This window comes from Aliivibrio friggae (genome assembly GCF_057368515.1).
Map to the genome: position 1 here is coordinate 536221 of NZ_CM170649.1, position 24390 is coordinate 560610.

General features: G+C 41.2%; 23 protein-coding genes. 19 read left to right on the forward strand and 4 right to left on the reverse strand.

Annotated features, from left to right (window positions below; genetic code table 11):
• Position 1 precedes the first annotated feature (1 nt).
• From eutT to eutH, 15 genes are all read left to right on the forward strand, one after another.
• Positions 2–850: an ethanolamine utilization cob(I)yrinic acid a,c-diamide adenosyltransferase EutT gene (gene eutT / locus AC2INI_RS15845; RefSeq protein ID WP_122032405.1), complete on the forward strand. Its 849-nt coding sequence runs from the start codon at positions 2–4 to the stop codon at positions 848–850.
• Entirely contained in the window at positions 847–1818 is a 972-nt protein-coding gene (gene pta / locus AC2INI_RS15850) for a phosphate acetyltransferase (RefSeq protein ID WP_122032406.1), read from the forward strand. The genes eutT and pta overlap by 4 nt, the downstream gene beginning before the upstream one ends.
• A 40-nt stretch (positions 1819–1858) precedes the next feature.
• Positions 1859–2188, forward strand: coding sequence for an ethanolamine utilization microcompartment protein EutM (gene eutM / locus AC2INI_RS15855; RefSeq protein ID WP_486306376.1), 330 nt, complete (start codon positions 1859–1861; stop codon positions 2186–2188).
• Between the two features lie 23 nt (positions 2189–2211).
• Positions 2212–2493: an ethanolamine utilization microcompartment protein EutM gene (gene eutM, locus AC2INI_RS15860; protein ID WP_122032408.1), complete on the forward strand. Its 282-nt coding sequence runs from the start codon at positions 2212–2214 to the stop codon at positions 2491–2493.
• A gap of 58 nt (positions 2494–2551) precedes the next feature.
• Positions 2552–2845: a EutN/CcmL family microcompartment protein gene (locus AC2INI_RS15865; RefSeq protein WP_122032409.1), complete on the forward strand. Its 294-nt coding sequence runs from the start codon at positions 2552–2554 to the stop codon at positions 2843–2845.
• A gap of 28 nt (positions 2846–2873) precedes the next feature.
• Positions 2874–4292 (forward strand): aldehyde dehydrogenase family protein, encoded by a 1419-nt coding sequence (locus AC2INI_RS15870; protein WP_486306377.1) that lies wholly within the window; start codon positions 2874–2876, stop codon positions 4290–4292.
• A gap of 3 nt (positions 4293–4295) precedes the next feature.
• Positions 4296–5135, forward strand: coding sequence for an ethanolamine utilization protein EutJ (eutJ, locus tag AC2INI_RS15875; protein WP_122032411.1), 840 nt, complete (start codon positions 4296–4298; stop codon positions 5133–5135).
• Positions 5136–6377 carry an iron-containing alcohol dehydrogenase family protein gene (locus AC2INI_RS15880; RefSeq protein WP_486306378.1) on the forward strand — a complete coding sequence of 414 codons (1242 nt, stop codon included), beginning with the start codon at positions 5136–5138 and terminating at the stop codon, positions 6375–6377. It abuts the gene before it with no gap.
• A 2-nt stretch (positions 6378–6379) separates the two neighbouring features.
• Positions 6380–7810, forward strand: coding sequence for an ethanolamine ammonia-lyase reactivating factor EutA (locus AC2INI_RS15885; protein ID WP_486306379.1), 1431 nt, complete (start codon positions 6380–6382; stop codon positions 7808–7810).
• A gap of 15 nt (positions 7811–7825) precedes the next feature.
• Positions 7826–9190, forward strand: coding sequence for an ethanolamine ammonia-lyase subunit EutB (locus tag AC2INI_RS15890; protein WP_486306380.1), 1365 nt, complete (start codon positions 7826–7828; stop codon positions 9188–9190).
• A gap of 10 nt (positions 9191–9200) precedes the next feature.
• Positions 9201–10097 carry an ethanolamine ammonia-lyase subunit EutC gene (eutC, locus tag AC2INI_RS15895; protein WP_122032415.1) on the forward strand — a complete coding sequence of 299 codons (897 nt, stop codon included), beginning with the start codon at positions 9201–9203 and terminating at the stop codon, positions 10095–10097.
• A 12-nt stretch (positions 10098–10109) separates the two neighbouring features.
• Positions 10110–10766 carry an ethanolamine utilization microcompartment protein EutL gene (eutL, locus tag AC2INI_RS15900; protein ID WP_486306381.1) on the forward strand — a complete coding sequence of 219 codons (657 nt, stop codon included), beginning with the start codon at positions 10110–10112 and terminating at the stop codon, positions 10764–10766.
• 15 nt (positions 10767–10781) lie between these two features.
• The gene (locus AC2INI_RS15905; protein ID WP_486306382.1) at positions 10782–12143 is read left to right on the forward strand and encodes a 4Fe-4S dicluster domain-containing protein; all 1362 of its coding nucleotides are present in this window, start codon (positions 10782–10784) and stop codon (positions 12141–12143) included.
• A 13-nt stretch (positions 12144–12156) separates the two neighbouring features.
• Positions 12157–12705: a BMC domain-containing protein gene (locus tag AC2INI_RS15910; RefSeq protein WP_122032418.1), complete on the forward strand. Its 549-nt coding sequence runs from the start codon at positions 12157–12159 to the stop codon at positions 12703–12705.
• A 65-nt stretch (positions 12706–12770) separates the two neighbouring features.
• Complete coding sequence (gene eutH / locus AC2INI_RS15915) at positions 12771–13889, forward strand: ethanolamine utilization protein EutH (RefSeq protein ID WP_122032419.1); 1119 nt, start codon at positions 12771–12773, stop codon at positions 13887–13889.
• A gap of 130 nt (positions 13890–14019) precedes the next feature.
• Here eutH and AC2INI_RS15920 read toward each other — a convergent pair whose 3' ends face one another.
• Positions 14020–14739 carry an SDR family oxidoreductase gene (locus tag AC2INI_RS15920; RefSeq protein ID WP_122032420.1) on the reverse strand — a complete coding sequence of 240 codons (720 nt, stop codon included), beginning with the start codon at positions 14737–14739 and terminating at the stop codon, positions 14020–14022.
• Positions 14740–14904: 165 nt separating this feature from the next.
• Between AC2INI_RS15920 and AC2INI_RS15925 the strand changes: the two genes are divergently transcribed.
• Both AC2INI_RS15925 and AC2INI_RS15930 read left to right on the forward strand, forming a co-directional pair.
• Positions 14905–15795 (forward strand): LysR family transcriptional regulator, encoded by an 891-nt coding sequence (locus AC2INI_RS15925; RefSeq protein ID WP_486306383.1) that lies wholly within the window; start codon positions 14905–14907, stop codon positions 15793–15795.
• 148 nt (positions 15796–15943) lie between these two features.
• Complete coding sequence (locus tag AC2INI_RS15930) at positions 15944–17245, forward strand: CHASE3 domain-containing protein (RefSeq protein ID WP_486306384.1); 1302 nt, start codon at positions 15944–15946, stop codon at positions 17243–17245.
• A gap of 22 nt (positions 17246–17267) precedes the next feature.
• On the opposite strand, the gene AC2INI_RS15935 is transcribed toward AC2INI_RS15930, so the two are convergent.
• Genes AC2INI_RS15935 through AC2INI_RS15945 form a run of 3 tightly spaced genes read right to left on the reverse strand, consistent with a single transcriptional unit; the run spans position 17268 to position 21969 of the window.
• Positions 17268–19205 carry a diguanylate cyclase domain-containing protein gene (locus AC2INI_RS15935; RefSeq protein WP_486306385.1) on the reverse strand — a complete coding sequence of 646 codons (1938 nt, stop codon included), beginning with the start codon at positions 19203–19205 and terminating at the stop codon, positions 17268–17270.
• The gene (locus tag AC2INI_RS15940; protein ID WP_486306386.1) at positions 19202–19783 is read right to left on the reverse strand and encodes a YfiR family protein; all 582 of its coding nucleotides are present in this window, start codon (positions 19781–19783) and stop codon (positions 19202–19204) included. Before AC2INI_RS15940 ends, AC2INI_RS15935 begins: the two co-directional genes overlap by 4 nt.
• Before the next feature lie 2 nt (positions 19784–19785).
• Complete coding sequence (locus AC2INI_RS15945) at positions 19786–21969, reverse strand: TonB-dependent receptor plug domain-containing protein (RefSeq protein WP_486306387.1); 2184 nt, start codon at positions 21967–21969, stop codon at positions 19786–19788.
• 564 nt (positions 21970–22533) lie between these two features.
• Here AC2INI_RS15945 and AC2INI_RS15950 point away from each other — a divergent pair.
• Positions 22534–22977, forward strand: coding sequence for a PTS sugar transporter subunit IIA (locus AC2INI_RS15950; protein WP_122032425.1), 444 nt, complete (start codon positions 22534–22536; stop codon positions 22975–22977).
• 13 nt (positions 22978–22990) lie between these two features.
• The gene (locus tag AC2INI_RS15955; RefSeq protein WP_122032426.1) at positions 22991–24388 is read left to right on the forward strand and encodes a PTS mannitol transporter subunit IIBC; all 1398 of its coding nucleotides are present in this window, start codon (positions 22991–22993) and stop codon (positions 24386–24388) included.
• Positions 24389–24390: the final 2 nt, after the last annotated feature.

Below are 24390 nucleotides of genomic sequence, written 5' to 3' on the forward strand. Positions count from 1 at the left end.
TATGAGCACGCGCAGTATACCTAACTTTATTACTGAAGATTATCTCAAGCAGTATTTTGGTATGCGACAAAATGGTGAAATTCAGCTAGAAATTGGCACCCGTTTTACCCCTGCCGCTCAGCAAATGCTGACAGAGAAAAAAATAACGGTACGTTGGCACGATGACAAAGGCCAAGTCTTTGTAGAAACAGAATCTGTTGATCCCGTGACGCCAAAATTTGAACGTGTGCACCCACTGAAAAGCAACAATGTTCGTCCTGAAAATAGCTGTATGTTATGCCATTCAAGTGTCGATGAGAAACCGTCATTAATGACACATCTTGACGACAGAGTACTTGTGCCTAAAACGCATCCTCGTATTTTATTACGAGGCAAGTTAGACAGCTGTATTAGCTATTGTGTTGTTGTGCAATGTGCAATGAATAAACAACCTGAAATAGTAAAATGTTTCATGGCAGATATTCGTTCGTATTTAGGGCAAATTTTACAATCAGAAGTCACTAGCCAACCCTTACCTGAACTTAATTTGGGTGAGTTTGATTCTACCGTTATTCATCAATGGTCACATAATCCATTAATGCATCTTGGTCATGATCATATGCTACCTGATGCAAATTATGGAACATTAGTGGCAGAGCTGAATTATTTACGTGCACAAATTCGTGAATTGGAACTGACAGCGATAACGACGTTTCTTGATCCTAGCATGCAACTCACAAGCAATGGCGTAAATCGTGAAGACATTATCGCAGGTCTCAATCGTCTTTCTAGCGCCGTGTACGTGGTAATGATTTTGGTATGGCAGTACCAGAACGGGCATGAGATCGTATTGAAAGGTATTTCAAAATGACGTTATTGGATAAGTGCCGAGAAGCTTGCTTAAAACAGCCAAAGCGCATTGTTTTTCCTGATTGTAATGACGTTCGTTTGCTGCATGCGGCGAATGATTTAAAACGCGCAGGTTTAGCGGAACCTATTTTATTGGGTAGTCCGCATCTACTGCGTGATTACGCTCATAACAGCGGTGTTGCGATGCCATGTTTAACTGTGTTGTCACCAGAATTTGCAGGCTGTTTTGATGAAATGGTCGCACGTTATATAGCAAAACAACGTAAACCAATGGAGAGAGAGACCGCCATTGACTTGCTTAAACAGCCATTGAATTTTGCCATGATGATGGTGGACCAAGGGTATGCGGATATTTGTATTGCGGGTAATCAATCCTCAACAGGAGATGTGATTAGAGCCTCTTTACGTGGTGTTGGTATTGCTGAACAAAGTAACACGGTATCGAGCTTTTTTATCATGCTGTCACCGGATGGTCAAAATACGTTTGCTTTTTCAGATGCGGGAGTGATCCCACTTCCTACAGCAGAACAATTGGCTGATATCGCTATAGACACCGCGCGTAATTATCACCGTTTAACCGGTATTGAACCCCGTGTTGCCATGTTGTCTTTTTCAACCAAAGGCAGTGCGCAACATGCCACCATTAATCACGTTATTGAAGCCACGAACATAGTGCGAGAGCGTGAGCCAAATTTGATCATTGAAGGTGAAGTGCAATTTGATGCAGCAATAGTTCCTGCCATTGCTTCTCAAAAAATGCCGGGAAGTAAATTAGAAGGTAGCGCAAATGTGTTTATTTTCCCATCGTTAAATGCGGGAAATATCGCCTACAAAGTAGCTCAGCGTTTAGGTGGTTACATTGCACTAGGCCCAATGCTACAGGGGCTTGCTGGTTCGGTTCATGATTTATCAAGAGGGTGCAGCGCTGACGATATCGTTGATATCTCACTACTTGCCTCTAATCTTTAATGTTAAGTAATTAAATGACTGATATTTAAAAGGAAATAAAATGGAAGCTCTAGGTATTATTGAAACAAAAGGTCTTACAGCATTGATTGAAGCATCAGATGCGATGGTAAAAGCGGCACGTGTTGAGTTAGTTGGCTACAAACAAATTGGTTCTGGCATTGTGTCGGCAATTGTTCGTGGTGACGTAGCCGCATGTAAAGCAGCAACCGATGCAGGTGCAGCAGCAGCGCAACGTTTAGGTGAAGTGGTAGCAGTACACGTTATCCCTCGTCCACACAGTGATTTAGAAGCGATTTTCCCTATTAAACTAGAAGAAACCGCCTCAGAAAAAGAAACAACCGCGGCTAAATCGGCTCGCAATACAAAATAGATATTTTAGAGAAGGGTAGAAAAATGGATGCATTAGGTATTTTAGAAACCAAAGGGTTAACGGCGTTAATTGAAGCGTCAGATGCCATGGTGAAAGCTGCTCGTGTTGAATTGGTGGGTTACCAACAAATTGGCTCGGGTTATGTCGTTGCCCTTATTCGTGGTGATGTTGCGTCATGTAAAGCCGCAACGGATGCGGGTTCTGTGGTTGCTCAGCGTTTAGGTGAGTTGGTTGCGGTACATGTTATTCCTCGTCCATCAAAAGATTTAGAAAAAGTATTCCCTATTACCCCTAAATCAAAGTAATGGCTTGCCCTTAGATTCATGGTGGATCTAGGGGGATACCTTTTAGTAAGGAGATCTCATGAGAATTGCTCGTGTTATCGGTCATGTGATTGCAACCGTACGCAGTCGAAATATGCAAATGGATAAGTTGTGTTTAGTTGAGTTTGTTAACCCTCAAGGTAAGGCCACAGGTGAAGTTCATATTGCGATGGATCAGCTCGGTGCTGGTGAAGGCGAATGGGTAATGGTGGTGTCTGGTAGCTCAGCAAGAACAGCTTATTCTGGCTCGAATGATGGGTCTCCAGTTGATCTTTGTGTTGTTGGTATTATTGATGAAGTTACCGCAGGCGGCGAGCGTTGTTACGGAAAGTAACCCTAGCAAGAGCGGTGGAGTAGTGAACATGGATCCAAAACAAATTGAAGAAATCGTAAAGCAGATTGTATTACAGCTGAATGGTAATACTCACACTGCTTTGGATCAGAAAATCAACACGGAAAAAGGGAATTACGGCGTATTCCCAACCTTAGACGGTGCCGTTGCTGCAGCAACAAAAGCTCAAAAACAGATCAGAAGCGTTGCGTTGCGTGATGAAATGATCACTGCCATTCGTCGTATGGCGAAAAAACACGCACAAGAGCTGTCGGAAATGGCAGTGGAAGAAACGGGATTCGGTCGTGTTGAAGACAAAATTAAAAAACATATCTTAGTTTCTCAGCGTACGCCGGGTACTGAGATTTTGTCGCCTCAAGCTGCTTCGGGTGATATGGGGATGAGCTTGATGGAAAATGCCCCTTGGGGGGTGATTGCCTCAGTGACCCCAAGTACTAACCCAAGCTGTACAGTGATTAATAACGCGATCAGCATGATTGCGGGTGGTAATGCGATTGTGTTTGCACCGCACCCCGCAGCCAAAAAAGTATCTCAATATGCGATTCAATTAGTCAATAGAGCTTGTGAGAGTGTTGGTGGCCCTAATGCTATTTGTACCACAGTAGAAACACCATCACTGGAAAACGCAGAAGCCCTATTTGTTTACCCTGGTATACATTTGTTGGTGGTTACTGGTGGCGATGCTGTGGTTGAGGCGGCTCGCCGTGTTACTGATAAGCGATTAATTGCCGCTGGTCCGGGAAATCCACCAGTAGTAGTTGATGAAACAGCAGACATTGAACGTGCGGCAGTTTCTATCGTTCAAGGTGCCTCGTTTGATAACAACATTGTGTGTGCAACAGAAAAAGAAATCATTGCCGTTGACGTGATTGCTGATGATTTAAAAGCAGCAATGTGTCGAAATGGTGCGTATTTATTGAGCCTAGATGAAGCCGAAGCCATCGCTAAAGTGGTGCTAAAAGGTTACCCAGGCGATAAGCCATCAGCCAACCCACAATGGGTAGGTCGTGATGCGTCTAAGTTGGCAGCCGCTGCCGGTATTGAGGTGCCAGAAGAGACTCGTTTGTTGATTTTTGAAGCTGAGAAATCTCACGTATTTGCAGTGACAGAGCAAATGATGCCTATCTTACCGTTAATCCGTGCTGCAAATGCGGATCAAGCAATTGATTGGGCGGTTGAGTTAGAGAACAAAAATCGTCATACCGCAGCAATTCACTCTAAAAACATCGATGTGTTAACACGCATGGCATATGAAATGGATTGCAGTTTATTAGCGAAAAACGGTCCTTCTATTGCTGCGATTGGGGCTGGTGGCGAAGGTTGGACAACTATGACTATCTCGACCCCAACAGGCGAAGGCGTAACCAATGCGCTGACCTTTACCCGTAAACGTCGTTGTACCGCAGTAAATTCATTTAGGATTGTATAAACCATGAAGACGGATTATCTAGCTAAAGCTAATGAAAACCTATTGATCATTGATGATATCGTGAATGACGAAACGCCATTTATCGCTCCAGAAACGATCTTTATTGGCGTTGATTTAGGCACAGCAGACATTCAAACCGTCGTCATTAATGATCAAGGGACGCCAATTGCGGCGTTCCTAGATTGGGCGGATGTCGTAAGAGATGGCGTGGTCGTCGATTACGCAGGTGCGTGTCATATTGTGCGCAGTCAACTAAACAAAGTTCAACAGAAGTTAGGCATTGAACCAAAAGAGGTGATTACCTCTTATCCTCCGGGAACCGATCCTAGAATTTCAATCAATGTAGTGGAATCTTCAGGTGTCGTAGTAAGTCATGTAATTGATGAACCTTGCAGCGTAGCGGCACTTCTTCATATTAAAAATGGAGCAGTCGTTGACGTAGGAGGAGGTACAACAGGGACGGCCATTATTGAAAATGGTGAGCTTCAATTATCTTTAGATGAACCGTCAGGCGGTCGTCACGTAAGCTTAACGATTGCAGGTGGTTTAGGGGTTGATATGGAAGAAGCTGAGGTATGCAAACGCCGCAGCCATGAAGATCCAATGATAGCTGCAATGGTGAGACCTGTGATTGAAAAAATGTCAGACATTGTGGCTGGTCACATTGAAAACCATCAACCTGAAGCGATTTATCTGACGGGCGGTGGCACCTTAATAAAAGGGTTTTCTGATATTTTCAAACACACCTTTCCAACCATTGAAATTATTGAATTGTCTCGTGCCTTGTACTTAACGCCGTTAGCGATAGCAAGTTACGGACTGACCTTGCAAGAAGAGGCATAAATGATGACAACGCTCACTCCCAATACGATCGCAACCATAGTGACTCAAACGTTACAGCAATGCCATTTTACTACGGGTTTCACTTTTCGCTCTCCAGCGATCACCGTAACTGGACCGTATTGTATTAACCAACTTGGTTCGGCATTGAATGAACTTGGGGCGAAGCATGTTTTATTGGTTGCCGACAAAATGGTGTGGCAATTAGGGTTAACCGCAAGCTGTGAAACTGCCATTCGATTAGCGGGGCTAACGTTAACCTTATTTACGGATATTCAAGGCGAACCAGACAGCGAGTTGGTCGCTAAAGGTATCGGAATCTTAAATGAAAGTGGTGCTGATTTTGTTTTAGGTTTAGGTGGTGGTTCAGCGTTAGACACCGCAAAAGCGATTGCTGTGTTGGGCGATTATAATGGCGCATTGACTGAGTTTAAGGTCGGTGGTTTGGCTTCTCGTCATGTGGGGTTAGGTGCCATTCCTACCACTGCAGGTACCGGTTCAGAAGCCACCGATATTACCGTTATTAAAGACGTGATTAACAACATTAAAGTGCCAATCAAGGGGCCAGCATTAGTGCCAGATCTAGCCTTGCTTGATCCTGCATTAATGCTAGGCGTGCCTTCTCACATCACAGCAGCAACAGGGATAGATACTTTAACACACGCCATTGAAGCCTATACCTCAAGACATTCTAATCCATTAGCTCAGGCTTATGCATACCACTCGATTGAGATGGTAGTAAAAGCGCTACCTACTGCGGTTGGGTGTGGCGACGATATGGATATGCGCTTAAGCATGGCGATTGCCGCTTATAAAGCAGGTTTATCATTCAGTAATGCTGGGCTTGGGTTAGTTCATGCAATTTCTCATCAAGTTGGGGCGTTTTATCATATCCCTCATGGTGTGGCGAATGCCATTTTACTGCCTTATGTGATGGTGTTTAACCGTTTATGTTGTGAAAACACCTACGCTGAAATTGCAAAAGCATTAGGGGTTGATCGCGACATAATGACACCAAGAGAGCGTTGTCAGGCAGCCATTCTAAAAGTAAGACAATTGATCTCGGATTTAGGGCTACCAAGCTCATTAGCTGAGTTTAATGTTAACCCAAGTGATTTTAGTGTTATTGCAGAACAAGCCATGTCAGACATTTGTTTAACGGGAACGCCTCGCCAAGTAAATGCAACTCAAATTGTAACGTTACTTGAACAAGCATTAGTGGGTGACTTGAGAATGGAAGATTAATCATGGAAAGAAAAATCATTCACAGCGTAGGTATTGATATTGGCACCACGACAACACAAGTTATTTTTTCTACCCTGACAGTGGTTAACCGAGCACCTGCGTCACAAGTGCCTATGTATGAGTTTATTGACCGTGAAATTAGCTACCAAAGCCCAGTGTCATTTACTCCAATTGCGCACGATGGCGTGATAGACGTAGTGGCACTGCGCCAGTTTATTGATCAGCAAATTGAACAGGCAGGATTTGATGCGAAAGGGGTTGAAACGGGGGCTATCATCATCACAGGTGAAACAGCAAAAGCCCATAACGCACGTGATGCCATTATGGATTTATCACATCAATTAGGTGATTTTGTGGTCGCTACCGCAGGTCCTAATCTAGAGTCGATCATTGCGGGTAGAGGGAGCGGTGCTCAAGAATTTTCAGAAAAAAATCATGCGAAAGTAGTCAACATTGATATTGGTGGTGGAACATCAAATTATGTGGTGTTTAACAACGGAAAAGTAGTGGATACCGCGTGCTTAAACATTGGTGGACGCTTGGTTGAGCTGAATGCACAAGGCGAAGTAAGTTACTTACATAAGCCTGCTATTGCCGTTATTAATGATTTATTTGGTGAAGCGTTAAACCCAAGACAGATCAGTCGTGATCACTTATTACGTATTGTGGCACGTATGGCCGATTTAATTATCGAGCAAATGAATGGCAAGTTAACGGAGTTATCCGCGCGCTTATTACAAACACCAGAACTAAAAGATATTACCGATATTGATGCCGTGTTTATTAGCGGTGGCGTCGGTGATTGTTTCTATCTTCAACAACAAGAAGAACAAGATATTACGGAATTTGGTGATGTTGGGCCATTGCTGGCTCGTGCGTTATTACGCCATCAAGAATTAGAAAAATTCACGATAAAAAAACCAAATCAAACGGTCAGAGCCACAGTGATTGGAGCGGGTGCTTATTCATTAACGCTCTCTGGCTCAACGATTTGGTTGAACTCAGATGAATTGCCTTTAAAGAACATTCCTGTAGTGCATCCATCGGTTGATTGGCAACAAGTTACGCCTGAGATCTGTAATGAAATTGTTCTTGCTGCAGAAAGAATGGATCTGGCGTTATCACATGACCATTACGCCATCTCTTTTGACGAAACCATGCCCATAACTTATCAAGCAGTGCAGCATGTCGCCCGAGAATTAGCGGCATTTTATGACAAGCATGGTAATCACCATACGATGTTTTTAGTGATCCTGCATAACGATATTGGTAAAGCGTTAGGCATGGAATTACAGCCTTTATTAGCAACAAATGCGTTAAGTGTTATTGACGAGGTAGCCACTCACGAAGGGGATTACATCGACATTGGTAAAAGTTATTTCGGTGGGGAGATTGTACCGTTAACCGTTAAATCTCTTGCCTTTCCATCTTAATTAGGAAGTATTTTTATGAAATTGAAAACGAACCTGTTTGGTCAAAGCTATCAATTTAGGGATGTAAAAGATGTGTTAGCAAAAGCATCAGAACTTCGATCAGGTGATGTATTGGCAGGGGTTGCAGCAGAGACAGCCCAAGAGCGTATTGCTGCAAAACATGTATTATCTGAAATGACACTTAATGACTTACGTGAAAACCCAGTCGTGAGTTACGAATCAGACATCATTACGCGTATTAACCAAGACAGCTTGAACCGCTCTGTTTTTGAAAGCATTAAAAACTGGACGGTGAGTGAACTGCGTGAATACGTATTGTCTGATGATCCAACCAAAGAAGATTACCAACGCCTACGTAAAGGCTTAACCGCAGAAATGGTGTCGGCAACGGCTAAATTAAGCTCAAACAGTGATCTTATGTATGGTGGTAAAAAACTTAACGTAGTCACAAAAGCGAATGCAACGGTAGGCCTTCCGGGTCGCTTTAGCTGCCGTCTACAACCAAACGACACGCGTGATAATGTGGGTTCTATTTTAGCGCAAACGTATGAAGGGCTGTCTTTTGGTTGTGGTGATGCGGTTATTGGTATTAACCCAGTGACCGACAGCGTTGAAAACACCACTCAAATGTTGAATTCGATTCAAGAAGTGATCACCAAGTTTGATATCCCTACGCAGCCCTGTGTATTAGCGCACATTACGACCCAAATGGAAGCGGTACGTAAAGGCGCACCTGCGGGTCTGTTATTCCAAAGTATTGCAGGCTCAGAGAAAGGGCTTAATGAGTTCGGTGTTACGGTAGATATGCTGGATGAAGCGTATGAAATAGGTAAGCAATACAGCAATTTAGCCGGCGATAATATGATGTATTTTGAAACGGGTCAAGGATCTGCTTTATCAGCAAATGCACACAACGGCGCTGACCAAATGACCATGGAAGCCCGCTGTTACGCATTGGCTCAACGTTATAATCCACACTTGGTGAACACCGTTGTTGGCTTTATCGGTCCTGAGTATCTATACAACCATCAACAAATCATTCGTGCAGGGCTAGAAGATCATTTCATGGGGAAATTATCAGGCATGCCAATGGGGTGTGATGCCTGTTACACCAACCATGCAGATACTGACCAAAACTCAAATGAAAACCTATTGGTATTGTTAGCGGCATCCGGCGTGAACTTCGTGATAGGCATGCCACTGGGTGATGACATTATGCTGAATTATCAAACAACGGCATTTCATGACACCGCAACGGCTCGTCAGCTATTGAACTTACGCCCAGCGCCAGAGTTTGAAGCGTGGATGGAAACCATGGGATTAATGGAAAATGGTCGCTTAACATCGAAAGCGGGCGACCCGTCAATTTTCTTTAAGTAAGGAATAGGTAATGAACGATCAAAATATTCAAAACATTGTAGCGACGGTATTAGCTCAACTTGGTGAAACGAATATACAGTCTTCCACTATTACTAAAATTGTTGACGATTCTGTTAATGCGATTCAATCCCCATCAATGGATGAGGGTTCGTTGCCAGACCTTGGTGAAGTTCGTTTTAAAAAATGGAATGGAGTGCAAAACGCTGCAGATCCAAAAATCATTGACGATCTAATGAGCCAAACGAACGCTCGAATGGGGACTGGTCGTGCAGGCCCTCGCCCTCGTACTGTGGCGTTATTGCGATTTTTGGCGGATCACTCTCGCTCAAAAGACACGGTAATCAAAAACGTGGAATCTTCGTGGTTAGAAGAGCGCGGTTTGATGGAAGTGCAAACATGCGCAATAGATAAAGACCAATATCTAACACGCCCAGATCTTGGTCGTAAGTTAAATGATGAAGCAAAATTAATCATAAAAGATAAATGTAAACAAGCGCCTCAAGTGCAAGTGGTCCTATCGGATGGATTGAGCCTAGATGCGGTGACCAGTAATCACGGTGAAATTCTTCCTGCGTTACTAAATGGTCTTAAAAATGCGGGGTTAGATGTAGGTACGCCTTTCTTCCTGCGTTATGGCCGAGTAAAAGCGCAAGATGAAATTGGTATGTTATTGAATGCACAAGTGAACATTCTATTGATTGGTGAACGTCCGGGGCTTGGTCAATCAGAGTCACTTAGTTGTTACGCCATTTATAATCCAACAGAAAATACAGTGGAATCCGATCGTACTGTGATTTCAAACATTCACGCCGGCGGTACACCACCAGTGGAAGCGGCAGCAGTGATTGTTGACCTAGTAAAAGATATGTTGGCGAAGAAAGCCAGCGGCATTAATTTAAAGCGTTAGCAGGAGAGTAACATGGCTATTTATGACAAGATCCAACCCGCTGTTTTAGCAACTCGCGTTATTGCTTCTGTTGACCCAGTATACAAAGAAAAATTGGGGCTAGCAGCACACCATAACAGCATTGGTTTAATCACGGCTGATTGTGATGATGTGACATATTGTGCGTTAGATGAAGCGACAAAAGCGGCCAATGTCGATGTGGTTTACGCCAAATCTTTCTATGCGGGTGCTGCGCACTCTTCAGGTCCAACATCGGGTGAAGTGATTGGCATTATTGCTGCCACCAACCCTGCAGATGTGATTGCTGGGCTTGAGCGAATCAAAGCCTTCATTGAATTTGAAGCGGGCTTTCAATGTGCAAATGAAGACGGCGATATTGCGTATTTTGCTCATCTTGTGTCATCGACTGGAACTTTCCTATCTCAAGAAGCGGGCGTTGAAAAGGGCGAAGCGCTGGCGTACTTAATTGCGCCGCCGCTTGAAGCCATGGTGGGGCTAGATGCCGCATTAAAAGCGGCTGATGTGAAACTGGTGAATCTATTTGCTCCACCTTCTGAAACTAACTTTGGTGGTGGTCATTTAACGGGTTCTCAAGCAGCGTGTCGTGCGGCTTGTGAAGCGTTTGAAGCAGCAGTGATTGATGTTGCTCGTAACCCAATTTCTAACTGAGTGTAGGAGTAGTCGATGAATCCGTTGTTAAAACAGGTTCAAGACAGTGGTGTGATTGGCGCAGGTGGGGCAGGGTTCCCCACCTACGTTAAACTAGACTGTCAGGTGGATCTTATCTTAGCCAATGGCGCAGAGTGTGAACCATTATTATATAAAGATCAGGTTCTTATGCAGCGTTGGACAAGAGATCTTTTTGGCGGAATGCTGATTGCGATGAAAGAAGTCGGTGCAAGCCGTGGTGTGATAGGTATTAAAAAGAAAAACGCTGATACCATCGCTATTTTAGAAGCCTCATTACCAGAAACCATTGAGCTATGTTTGATGGAGGACGTATACCCTGCAGGTGATGAAGTTGAATTAGTTTATGAAGCGACAGGTAAGCGCATTCCATCAGGTGGTTTACCAAAAGATATTGGTGTCATGGTGAATAACATTGAATCCTTTATCAATGTATACCGTGCATCAAAAGGCATCGTCACAACTGAAACGATGATCACAGTACATGGAGAGGTATCAAAGCCTTACACGGCGTGGTTGCCTGTGGGTATGAGTTACCAAGAAGCGATTGATTTAGCGGGTGGGATCACTTGCCAAGATTACGTAATTGTAGAAGGTGGCCCCATGATGGGCTCTGTGACAGAAGATCTTTCCTTACCAATTACTAAGATTTCCAGTGGTTTACTAGTATTGCCAAAAAACAATCGAGTCGCTCGTATTAAATTACGCAGTGAACAGGATTTATTGCGCATTGGAAAAGCGGCGTGTGATCAATGTCGTTTGTGCAGTTCCATGTGTCCAAGAGGGTTACTCGGCTACCCCATTCAACCGCATTTGGCCATGCGTTCATTGCAAGTTTCTGGCGTGAATAACTTGCCTGATGCATTGGCGGCTCAAGCGTGCAGTGGGTGTAATTTATGTACGATGTGGTCATGCCCAGAGGGGTTAGATCCAAGTCGAGTCTGTGGCATAACTAAAAGAACCCTGCGAGATAATAATCAACTACAAACGCCAGCTCAATTACAAGCGAAAACGATAGATGTGCATCCATTAAGAGAGTATCGAGGCGTGCCAACTAAGCGTTTGGTTCGTCGCTTAGAGTTGACTGATTATATCTGTACCAAAGCGGAATTCATGGAGTTTGATGCCTTATTTAGTGCCGCTTTATCTCAAAACTCTAACTTCATGAAGCAGGTGTCTATTCCTTTATCTCAGCATATAGGTAAGCCAGCATTAGCAATGGTAAGCGTGGGTGATGAAGTTAAAAAGGGGCAAATGTTAGGACAAGCAGCACCAGATGGGTTAAGTGTTGCTGTGCACTCAAGTGTTAATGGAACTGTAGTTTCTGTTGGCAATAGTATTGTTATTGAACGAATTTAAGAAAGAGAATGTGATGTTAAATTCAATAGGTTGTATCGAATTAAATTCTATTGCTCGTGGTTTTTTAGTCTCTGATGCGATGCTAAAAGCAGCCAGTGTTGAGATTCTATTTAATCGCACTATTTGTCCTGGGAAATTCATGATCATGGTAGGGGGCGACGTGGCTGCGGTGAATGCCGCCGTTGAAACTGGACTTCGAATAGGTGGCGGAGAAGTGGTGGATGACTTGATCATTGCTAACGTTCATCCTGATGTTTTCCCTGCTATATCAGGTACTCGCATTGTTGAACAAACAGGAGCGTTAGGAATTGTAGAGACTTTCTCTGTTGCTGCCATTGTTGAAGCAGCAGACGCCGCGGTAAAAGCGGCTAATGTTGAATTATTAGAAGTTCACATGGCAATGGCAATAGGTGGCAAAGGATTTGTAACGTTAACAGGAGATGTCGCGTCAGTGCAAGCCGCAGTCGATGCCGCAGCTGAGAGAATAAAAGGAAAAGGAGTGTTGGTGGATAAAGTAGTAATAGCCCAACCTTCTAAAGAAATATTGCAAGGTACGATTTAGTTTAATAGTGATTAACACTTTGAATATTCATCAGTGAGTGAATAGAATTTTAGGGAAAAAATATCATGAATGACATTATTATATACATTATGGTCGGCTTTATGGTTCTTGGTGCAGTGGATAAAGCACTTGGAAATAGGTGGGGGTACGGAGAGAAATTCGATGAAGGCTTTATGGCAATGGGGGCATTAGCCTTAGCCATGGTCGGTGTCGTGAGTTTAGCGCCTGTGCTTGCAACATTACTTAGTCCTGTTGTTGTGCCTTTATACACCGCTTTAGGTGCTGATCCTGCGATGTTTGCTGGTACTTTATTAGCAAATGACATGGGTGGTTACCCACTAGCGATGAGCATGGCTCAAACACCAGAAGCGGGTAACTTTGCTGGTCTTATTTTAGGCTCAATGATGGGACCAACGATTGTATTTACTATTCCTGTTGCTCTTGGGATCATCAATAAAGAAGATACCCCATTTTTAGCTCGTGGTGTGTTGATTGGTTTAACGACTATTCCAGTAGGTTGTTTGGTTGGTGGATTATTTGCGGGGTTCGATTTTGCAATGATCTTAGGTAACCTGATCCCTATCGTTATTGTGGCTGGTTTAATTGCTGTAGGTCTATGGCTTAAACCGGATGCTATGATCCGAGGTTTTGAGATCTTTGGTAAAGGCGTTATTGCCATTATCACATTAGCTTTAGCCGCAATTGTAGTTGAAACACTAACAGGTTTTGTCGTCATTCCAGGTATGGCTCCAATCTCTGATGGTATTGAAATTATCGGTGCCATTGCTATTGTACTTGCAGGTGCTTTCCCAATGGTTCACTTCATTACTAAGCACTTTAATAAGCCGTTAATTCAGCTTGGTCGTGCTATGGGCATGGGTGAAACCGCTGCGGCTGGTTTAGTGGCAACCCTCGCCAACAGTATCGCTATGTTTAATATCATGAAAGATATGGATGACCGTGGAAAAATCATTAACGTTGCCTTTGCGGTGTGTGCGTCTTTTGCTTTTGGGGATCATTTAGGTTTTACAGCAGCGGTAAACAGTGAGCTTATTTCTGCGGTAGTATTAGGTAAATTGGTCGGTGGTGTAACAGCACTCTTTATTGCGGTATACATTACTCGCAATATGAGCGTTGCAGACAAGCCAGATACAGAAGAAAAGGTTGAAGAAAAAGTAGCATAACGGTTTACTTATTTTGTTATTTTTACTATAAAAAAGCCAAGTTAGGAAACCCAATTATTAGGTTACCCAAGCTTGGCTTTTTTGTGTTTATTATTGACTACTTTTTATAGCATCAAGTAGTTAGTACCAACTATGGTTGCTGCTTTGTTGGAGCAAGTGCAATCTCACGGATACATACGTTTTGAGGTTGTTGGTAAGCAAAAGATACTGCGCGTGCGATATCGTCAGCAGCTAGAACGCCACCCATGCTTTCTTTCCATTCGCCGTAACCGTCTTTGATCTCTTGAGAAGTTGTATGAGACAGAAGCTCAGTTTCAACTGCACCCGGTGCAATCGTAGTTACACGAACGTTTGATAAAGCCACTTCTTCACGTACATTTTCAGAGATAGCGTGAACCGCAAATTTAGTACCACAGTAAGCCGCATGGCTTGGGAAGGTTTTCTTACCAGCGATAGAACTGATGTTGATGATAGTACCTGTGTTGCGCTCCATCATAGGCGCTAGAACCGCTTGCATACCATTTAGAAGGCCAATAACGTTTACATCAAACATGGTCTTCCACTCTTGTGCGTCTTGAGTGTCGATTTGACCAAGAAGCATAGCGCCTGCGTTGTTGATTAGTGCATCAACAGGGCCGAATTTTGCTTCACCTTGAGCGATTGCAGCATCAAAAGACGCTTTGTCTGTAACGTCTACTTTTACTGATAGAGAGTTTGGTAAGTTAAGCGCTTCAAGACGGTCAACACGACGAGCAAGAAGAAGCAGAGGATGGCCTTCATCGCTTAAACGACGTGCGATTGCTTCACCAATACCAGAACTTGCACCTGTAATAACAACTAATTTTTTCATCTTCTATTTCCTCAATAAATTCAATGAACAATCGAATGCAGAACCCTGCTTCGTTGCGATGGAGGTATATTACTGCGACTCGTATTGTTGATATATAGTCATTTACTTGAAACTCTGTTGCTGTACTGCAACAATAGGCCATCTTTACTTTATGATGCCTAAATTATGATTAATCATATTAACCTTACCGATATCCGATCTTTTGTTCTTATTGCTCGTTTAGGCAACTTTACTAAAGCGGCTGAAACCTTAGATGTTTCTCGTTCACATGTATCACGCCAAATAAGTAGCTTAGAAAAGCAAATGGGCGTGACCTTATTAATACGAACAACACGCACACTTCGTTTAACTGAGGCCGGTAAGCACTTTTATCATCAATGCGAGCAAGCCCTACATACTATAGATCAAGCGCTGTTATCTGCCGTCGATGATGTAGAAAAAGTACAAGGCGAGATAAAGATAAACTGTGTTGGTGGTTATTTAGGTGAGGTGTTTCTTGCGGAATTAGTAAATGATTTTATGCAGCAATACCCAGATGTTTCTGTCAGCTTAGATTTCAGCAGTAACCGTGTTGATTTAATCGAAGAAGAGTTTGATATTGCGTTTCGTATGGGCTCACTTGAAGACTCAGGTTTTATCGCTAAAAAACTGTTGAATATTGAAATGGGAACGCTAGCAAGTCCCTCTTATTTGGCTCAACATGGAAGACCAACGCACCCCAAAGAGTTGAATCAACACTATTGTTTAACAGGTTCAGTGCGAAAATGGCATTTTCAATCTCTTAAAAATAAAGATCATTATGACGTTACAGTGAAAGGTAATTTACAGTGTAAAAACGGGCGAGTATTGGTTTCAGGTGCGCTAGCGGGCAATGGGATTATTCGTGTTCCACTAATTTATTGCCAACAAGAGCTAGATGATAATAAGCTTGAGCAAGTATTTGAAGAGTGGGGAATTCCAAGTGTCGATTTCTCTGCTCTTTATCATCGTGACCGTTACCAGCCAAAACGATTAAGAACCTTCATTGAGTTTATAGCTAATGCTTGTCAATTCTAGGTGTTTTACTATTTGTTATTGATGGGTAAGATCCTACTTTCTACCAATTAAAGTTGATATTGTGCACTTTATTAATAAAGAATTTTGGCATTTTTTTTTATAACGCCTACTATTCACTATAATGAATAGTAGTAAGGTCATGGATGATATGAGTGTTCGATTAAAATTAGCGTTATATTTGTTGGTATTGTTCTCTGTATCTATTGCAAGTTCGATGTTGACCTTTAAGTTAGAAGCTTATAGCGATGAAAAGCTTGAGTGGGTTATTCATACCAATAATGTGATAACAAGTTCAGAAAAACTATTAAGTAGTCTTAAAGATGCCGAGACGGGCCAAAGAGGATTTTTATTAACTCATAATCTCAGTTACCTTAAGCCATATTATGTTGGGAAATCAGAAGCTAAAAATGTTTTAGACCGTTTATATCAGCTAACTAGTGATAATAAAGAACAGCAAAAAGCCCTTGATCATCTTTCCGGTGTAATGCAATTGAAATTTGATGAATTAAGATCAACCATTGAATTAGCTCAAAATAATCAACAGACTGAAGCGTTAGCCATTGTTAAAGAAGACAAAGGTAAAGTGTATATGGATGACTTAAGAAAAGACTTAACTCAATTCATAAATATTGAGTTGTTATTATTAGAAAAGCGTAAGGGTGATTATAAAGAGAACCGTAGCCAGCTAGTGACCTTCATCAAACTGCAAATGGTTTTTCTCGTCTTTTTAGCCATTGCAACGATCTTCTTTATGAAGCGAAATCTGTTCGACCCACTTCATCTATTACTCTCTAGTACTAAAAAAATGCAACAAGGTGAAAAATTAGATATTTCTGATATTGTTGAAAAAAATGAGATGGGCAATCTTTTATCTGCATTCTTTACCATGAATGAAATTGTTCATGAGAAAACAGAAACTCTGACTTATAAAGCACACCACGATGAATTGACAGGCCTTAAAAACCGCAGCATGGTGAATGATGATCTTGAGTATGCGCTTCAACATGCTAAACGTTCACACTCTAAAGTTGCAGTGTATTTTATTGATTTAAATAAGTTTAAAGAAATTAACGACACGCTAGGTCATGATGTTGGTGATGAAGTTTTGGTTAAAACATCGCAATTATTAACTAAAACAGTGCGCAGAAGAGATAATATCTATCGTTTAGGGGGAGATGAGTTCTTGATCATTGGTCAAGAAATCACTCAAAACTCAGGTATAAAAAGATTATCTTCAAAGTTGTTAGCGCAATTTAGTGTTCCTATGATGATAGGTACGGAACCGATGGATGTATCGCTAAGTATTGGGGTGGCGATTTATCCCGATCACGCTCAACAGGGGGAGGAGTTGATTAAGTATGCCGACATTGCCATGTACGAAGCTAAAAAAGACGAAGGCACGACATGTTGCGATTTCACTCCCTCTATGCTTAAAAGAGAGAGTGATTAAAGAATAAATTATATCGATACCATTAAGCGATATGGTATCGATTTTTTCCTGATACTTTTGCGCAATACATTGCTTTATCTGCCTTGTTGAGTGCGGCTTTGACACTTAAGTCTTCATCTGCTTTCCAATAATACACACCAATACTTGCTGAGATCGTCGGCTCACAATGATTAATAATAATTGGTTGATTAATCGTATCTAAAATTCGATTTAGAACGGTATGTATATGGTTATGAGTTTTCTCTTCATCATTTTTCAAAGTAAATGCTAATAAAAATTCATCTCCAGCTAAACGAGCGACTAAATCTTCTTTCAATACACAATTTTTCAACCGTTGTGCAATTATCTTAAGTAGATCATCACCACACTGGTGACCATAAGTATCATTCACGGCTTTAAAACCATCTAAATCAAGAAATAAAATATAAACCGATGTGTTGTTTTGGTGGTATTTAAGTAAGCTTCTGTAAGCCTTCTGTCTATTGGCTAAATGCGTTAATGCGTCATGATTCGCTTCAAACTTTAATTGCTTTAATTTTACATCTTGTGTTTTATCACTAATGGAGACAACAAAAGACTCTATTTTGTTTTCACTATTTTTAATGATTTTAATGGTAATTAAGCAAGGCAGCCACTCTCCACAACTAGACACATCTGCTTTGATTTGAAAAGAACCACGAGTGAGTAATTGCTTTAATATGCGATAAGAAAACTCAAGAGGATTACGAATAATTAGTTGATTTAAATCATTAATATCACCAAAATTGTGAATAAAGGAGGTATTCTTAGTTTCAACTGTCATATCTCGTAAAAGAACCACGACAGAGCTTGGGTTCTGATCAAAAATAGTCTCAGCTAATCGTTGACGTTGCTCTGCTGCATAGCGTGTAGTTATGTCTTCAATATGCAATAACGAGCTTTGTTCACCTGAAATTGGGTATGACGAAATTTGATAGCGTACACCAGTAATTTGATGGCGAATGATAACTGGGAGTAAGCGTTTATGGTGCTCAATATGATCGAGTAATTCTGTGATGCGTGCGTTTGGTTCAAATTCATATAGCATGCCGTTAGGGGTGAAATTTCCATTGATATTATTACCTTGGCTTTTAATATCAGGAAAAAGTAAACAGGCAGCAGGGTTGAAATAGGTAATTTCTTGACTTGGCAAAATGACTAATAAGCCTTGCTCAATAGAATCAAGAACTTGGTTAATATAGTGATTTCGATCCTCTAGTTTTTGGAATGCTTGAGTTAATAAGTCGTCTCGATGACTAAGATTATCGAGCATTTCATTAAAACAGTGAGTCACCATACCGAGTTCATCAGGGTGTAAAACATCAAGACGTTTAGTGGTTACGCCTTTCTTAATAACACTCTGCATTGAATGAAATAAAGACAATAAAGGCATGGCAATTAACTTGTGTAATCCATGGGCAAAAAAGAGTGCTAAGATAGACAGCATTATTGAAGTAACTAAGAAAATAACGATGATCTGATTACGCTGTTTAAACATATTATCTTTGGATGCCCATACCGTTAGATTTCCAAGATGTTCATTATCTAGTGTAATTGGATGGGTCACAGCAAAGAAAACAGAGTCAGAGCAATGAATGGCTTTACCCTTCCACTGACAGCTTTCTGGTAAATTATCCAGTTTTGCAAAAGGTTCATTATTTATATGTTCAACGTGAGCAGCAATGATTTCGGGGTCAAAAGAGAGGGCGTTCATTTGATCTAACCCCGTTTCTTTATCATTAAAAATTAAAGCACCAGGTAGATTGCTCGCGATCCCTTGGGCAAGAATGGACGTTCTCGTATACAAATTCGTGCTATGAGTAACCCCAACAAAATGGGAAACACTGGCCCCAAGAATAAGGCTACTAAGTGTTAATAGCGTCCAAATTGGGTAAATGACTTTTTTACGCAAGGGTAATGCACTAAACCAATGATGAATCATAATGACTCCTTATTGATTGCTATTTCTGACACTGAAAGCAGCTGTGAACGAATTGATAGCCCAGTTGGCTTAATATTATTTAAACTGATCAAAGGTTTAATTCTGTTGTTTACTTTAATAAATGCAATCATCCCGCCAGATTGCACAAATGGCTTTCCGTCACCGATGAGCAGTGCGTGTGGTTGCGTCGTTTTTAATTGCTGAATGACATTAGAATTTTGAGTTGAAAGATAAATGATATGACAGTTTTCTTGCTCTAATTCTTTTATTGATGTGTAAGGGGTAAATACCGCTTGTGAAGGTCTTTTCTTAATAAGGGCTTGCAGTGAATGGCTAGTGTCTAGCTCTTTGTCAGAGCAAAAATTGAATTGCTTATTGGTTGGAGCAAACTCACCCCAAGTGGTTAAAAAGGCAAAACGAAAAAGATAGACCGCTTTTAGGTTGTGATCTTGAATGTTGTTATCATTTGCTTTTAGAGGAAACCCGATAAGTAAAAGAAACAGGCAGCCCATGATTTTACAACGTAAGCTGTAAAAAAAAGAGGTCACTGAACTTGCCTGTGCTTTTGTATTTAGCATAGCTATATGAAGTTCCAGCTGATTTCAGCGTAGTATTGGGTACCATTAGCAAAGGAGCCAAATTGTTCAGGATATTCTTTTAGTTGATCGTTACCTAGGTTTTCTGCGCTCACTTTTATGCTTGGCCATGTCGGTTTGTGCTGCCAGTTAACCGACATATCAAGAGTGATTATCTCTGGCCACACTAAGTAATCATCACCATAGTCTTTATAGGCAGCAATGAGCGCGTCATCAGGTTCTGATGCTGAAGTATAGTTAACAACAGATGATACCCAAACGGTTGGATGGATATCCCACATAATATGCAAAGTAGCGTAATGGTTTGGGGTATTTTCTAGATCTAAAATAGGTAATTCATTTGAGCCACAAATAGACCCAGTACAACCCCCTTTAATGGTTTTGTAGCTGTAATTAGCATTAACTTGCAGTACATCAGTAGGTTTCCACTGAGCACTGATTTCGCCACCCAAAGTTTCTTGAGATAGAGGGTCGATAAGCTGAGCAAACATATCATCGATAATGGTGCCATTAGAGTGTTCTGATCCATTAGGAGTAAAGTACTGGTTACCTCCTAGGCCTTTATAGGCACGAACATTGTCATGCTGACTATAAAACAGACTAATACTTAACTGAAACTGACTATCTTGCCAATAACGGTAGCCAATCTCATAGGTGTCTATCGATTCTAGTTTTAGATCTCGATTACCAAGGTAGTGATAGGACATCATATAGTCATAGTAATTTAAACTGCCATCAGGATTGACGGTATAAGCACAACTACTGCAATAGCTATTCTCTTGAAGTTGGGTATCTAACTCTAAGCGAGAAGGCGTAATCACTGCGCGACCCCAGCCCATCCATAGACGTTGATTATCTGTTAACTTTTGCAGTGCACGCACTTGTGGTTGTGAATACCACTCTTCAGTAATGTTTGCATATTGAATGCGATTACCAAGAGTAACTTCTGTACTGTCAGTTACGTTAATGCTCCAGTTTGTGTAGATACCATAACTTTGGTTTAAGAACTCATGATCTTCGATTGTGCGTACATAAGGTGAAAAATATTGCTCTTCTTGAGAGAAGGTAGCGTATTCTTCATCAATAATTCGAGCGTTAATACCTAGAGTTAAAATGCCCCATTCTTGAGTATTAAAGGTATAGCGACTATCGAGATCCAAACGAGTAAAACTGGCGGGTTCATTGGTACCGTCTGATTCACTATGAGTTAACCAAACTTGATTTTCCCATTGGTCGCCATCCAACTTTTCGTGCAAATATTGAAAGCCAGCAAACAGCTCTTGAGAGTTCATTTCTGTAAAGAAAGCGTCGTAATCATTTTGATGTGATGCTGGGTCTAAAAAGGCGGGTGTGTATTGCAACCATTGGTAGTCTTCACGAGAGCTGCTCCCACCAAATTGCATTGAAACGGTATTTTGTTGGTTTTGATAATCAGCTCGCATACCAAAACGTTCGGTTAATACTTTTAAATGGCGAAGCTCTTCAAAGTGAGGGTCTTCATCAGTAAATGGTGAATGTTGTAATGACTCTATATAACCAGACAAATGGGTATATTCATTGAGTTGACCACTATGATGAGCTTTAAACTCTTTATAATCATAATTACCGGCAGCGGCACTCACTTGTGCTTTTGGAGCGTCTTCTGCATCTTTAGTGATGATGTTTATTACACCGTTAACCGCGTTTCCTCCCCAGAGGGTACCGACTGAACCTAATACCACTTCAATACGGTCAATATTATCTAGGCTTACGGGCAAAGTATCCCAATTTACACCAGAGTACATCGGATTAATGGCACTTCTTCCGTCAATCATTACTAGTAATGTATTGTTTTCTCCTTGGTTTTTACTACGAGCAGAGACTGTCCAGTCATAATCTGAAAATTTAGCGACATGAAGGCCCGGAGCAAGAATAAGGACATCAGCAATCGAGCGTGCACTAGAGCGTTCAATTTCTTTTGAGGTAATAACATGCACAGAAGCTGGAACATCCGATAAGCTTAAGGAGGTTTTGGTTGCAGTAACGACTTTTGTTTCAGTCAATGAATCGAGAGGCATATTTAACAGTGCATCAAGCTCATCAAACTCTTGCTCTATGTTTGCAATTGCGGGAAAAGACATAAAGACACATACAGCATATAGGAGTGATGCTCTAGGACGAATTAACATAATATCTAACACACCACATATGGAGAATGAATGAACGGTACTAAGTAAATACCTATTTTGTATATTTTGATTCAATTCTTAGATTTAAGATAACACTAGGAAACATATTTACGACTTAACTCTATATTCGTGTAATTTATTTCATCTCATTGCAGTATTGTGATGCCGAATGCTTAGGTAAGAAAATAACATTATTGGCTAGTAAAAGAAGAATGGTGATTTCGATCACTTAAGATATGAAAGGGAATTCGTATTTAGCAGAAATAAAAGAAGTTATTTATCACATATTTTGAAGTGTCAATCACCTAAGTGTGATTAATGTCTTAATTAAAAATTTAAAAGAAAATTACTGAAACGTGTTCCTTGTCTTACTTTCTCTATTGCTATGTAGTTAAAACAAAATTTGTTCTTATATTACTTTCTATATTTGAGGTAGTGGTTCTTTATATTAGCTTGACTGAATGAAAAGTGTGGCTTATTTCACAATATTCAGTCTATTGCTGAAATACCTCATTTATATTGATAATAACAACATCAAATACAAACCAAGAAGAAGGCTTGCTCATGCTATACGATTTAATTGATCATGATTTAATTGATGTTGTTAATCATAATATTGATGCGTGGGAAGACGCAGTAAAAACCACAACACGTTATTTAGAACAAAAAGGATACGTTACGGCAAGTTATGCTGATGCCATTATTCAATCCACATATGATAATGGTCCATATTACGTACTTTGTCCAGGTATTGCCATGCCTCATGCTCGTCCTGAAACTGGAGTATTAAAAACAGGATTAGGTATTCATATATTCCCATCAGGCATTGAATTTGGCTCAGATCTTGGTCCTGCCAATATATTACTTACCTTAGCCGCAAAAGATTCAGATACCCATATTGAAGTTATTCAAGCATTGAGTGAAATGCTAGTAGATGAAGAGAACATTGCCAAATTAACCGCAGCTACTTCAAAAAAAGAAGTGCTCGATATTATTAAAGCATATTAAGAAAGGATATCTCATGAACGCTAGAGCAAAAGTACAGGCCTTCGGGGGTCATTTGACCGCGATGGTACTGCCAAATATAGGGGCCTTTATTGCATGGGGCTTTATTACTGCGTTATTTATTCCAACGGGTTGGATGCCAAATGAACAGTTTGGTGAAATTGTTGGACCTATGATTACTTATTTATTGCCACTACTTATCGGCTATACCGGTGGTCAGCTAGTCGGTGATAAGCGTGGTGCTGTTGCTGGTGCTATCGGTACAATGGGTGTCATCGTGGGTGCTGATATTCCTATGTTCGTTGGTGCAATGATCATGGGGCCTGTGAGTGCGTGGGCGATTGTTCAGTTTGATAAACGAGTTGAACATAAAATCCCATCAGGTTTTGAGATGGTAGTGAATAATTTCTCGCTTGGCATTATCGGTATGATCTGCTGTTTGATTGCGTATGAAATTGTTGGCCCAGCGGTCACTGCCGCTAACTTGTTTGTAAAATCAGGCATCGAAGCATTAGTAGCAACAGGTTTCCTTCCTTTACTTGCGGTAATTAATGAGCCTGCAAAAGTTCTCTTTTTAAACAACGCTATCGATCAAGGTATTTATTACCCACTTGGCTTACAAGCGGCCGCTGAAACTGGTAAATCCATCTTTTTCATGGTGGCATCTAACCCAGGACCGGGTCTAGGTATGTTGCTGGCTTATGCGAAATTTGGTCAAGGGTTAAGTAAACGATCTGCACCAAGTGCCATTATCATTCACTTCTTTGGCGGTATTCATGAATTGTATTTCCCATACGTTCTTATGAAGCCAGTAATGATTGTTGCCATGATTGCAGGTGCGGCAACAGGTATTGCAACATTCAACCTACTTGATGCTGGTTTAGTTGCTGGTCCTAGTCCGGGCTCTATTTTCTCTTATTTAGCTTTAACACCAAAAGGCAGCTTCATGGCTATGCTTGCGGGTGTTGCAAGTGCCACAGTTGTTTCTTTCCTTGTAGCAAGCGCAATTCTTAAAGTGAGTAAGAAAGAACAATTAGAAGAAGAGTTCGAACAATCTGTTATCGATATGAAAGAAATGAAAGCTGAAGGTAAAGCACAGCCTCAAGCATCAGTAGAAAAAACGGATGCGCTACCAATTAAATTTGTCGCTTTTGCTTGTGACGCAGGAATGGGTTCAAGTGCAATGGGAGCGTCAACCTTTAAGCGAAAACTGATTAAAGCAGGTTATGACGTAGAGGTTAAAAACTTCGCGATAGAAAAAGTACCAAGTGATGCGGATGTTGTGGTGACCCATGAAAGCCTAGAAGAACGTGCAATTAAAGCGACGGGCTTACCTGTAATTACAATTACTAACTTCCTTAATGACCCTGCGCTTAATGAGTTACTCAGTACTATTGAGACCCAACAGGCCTAACG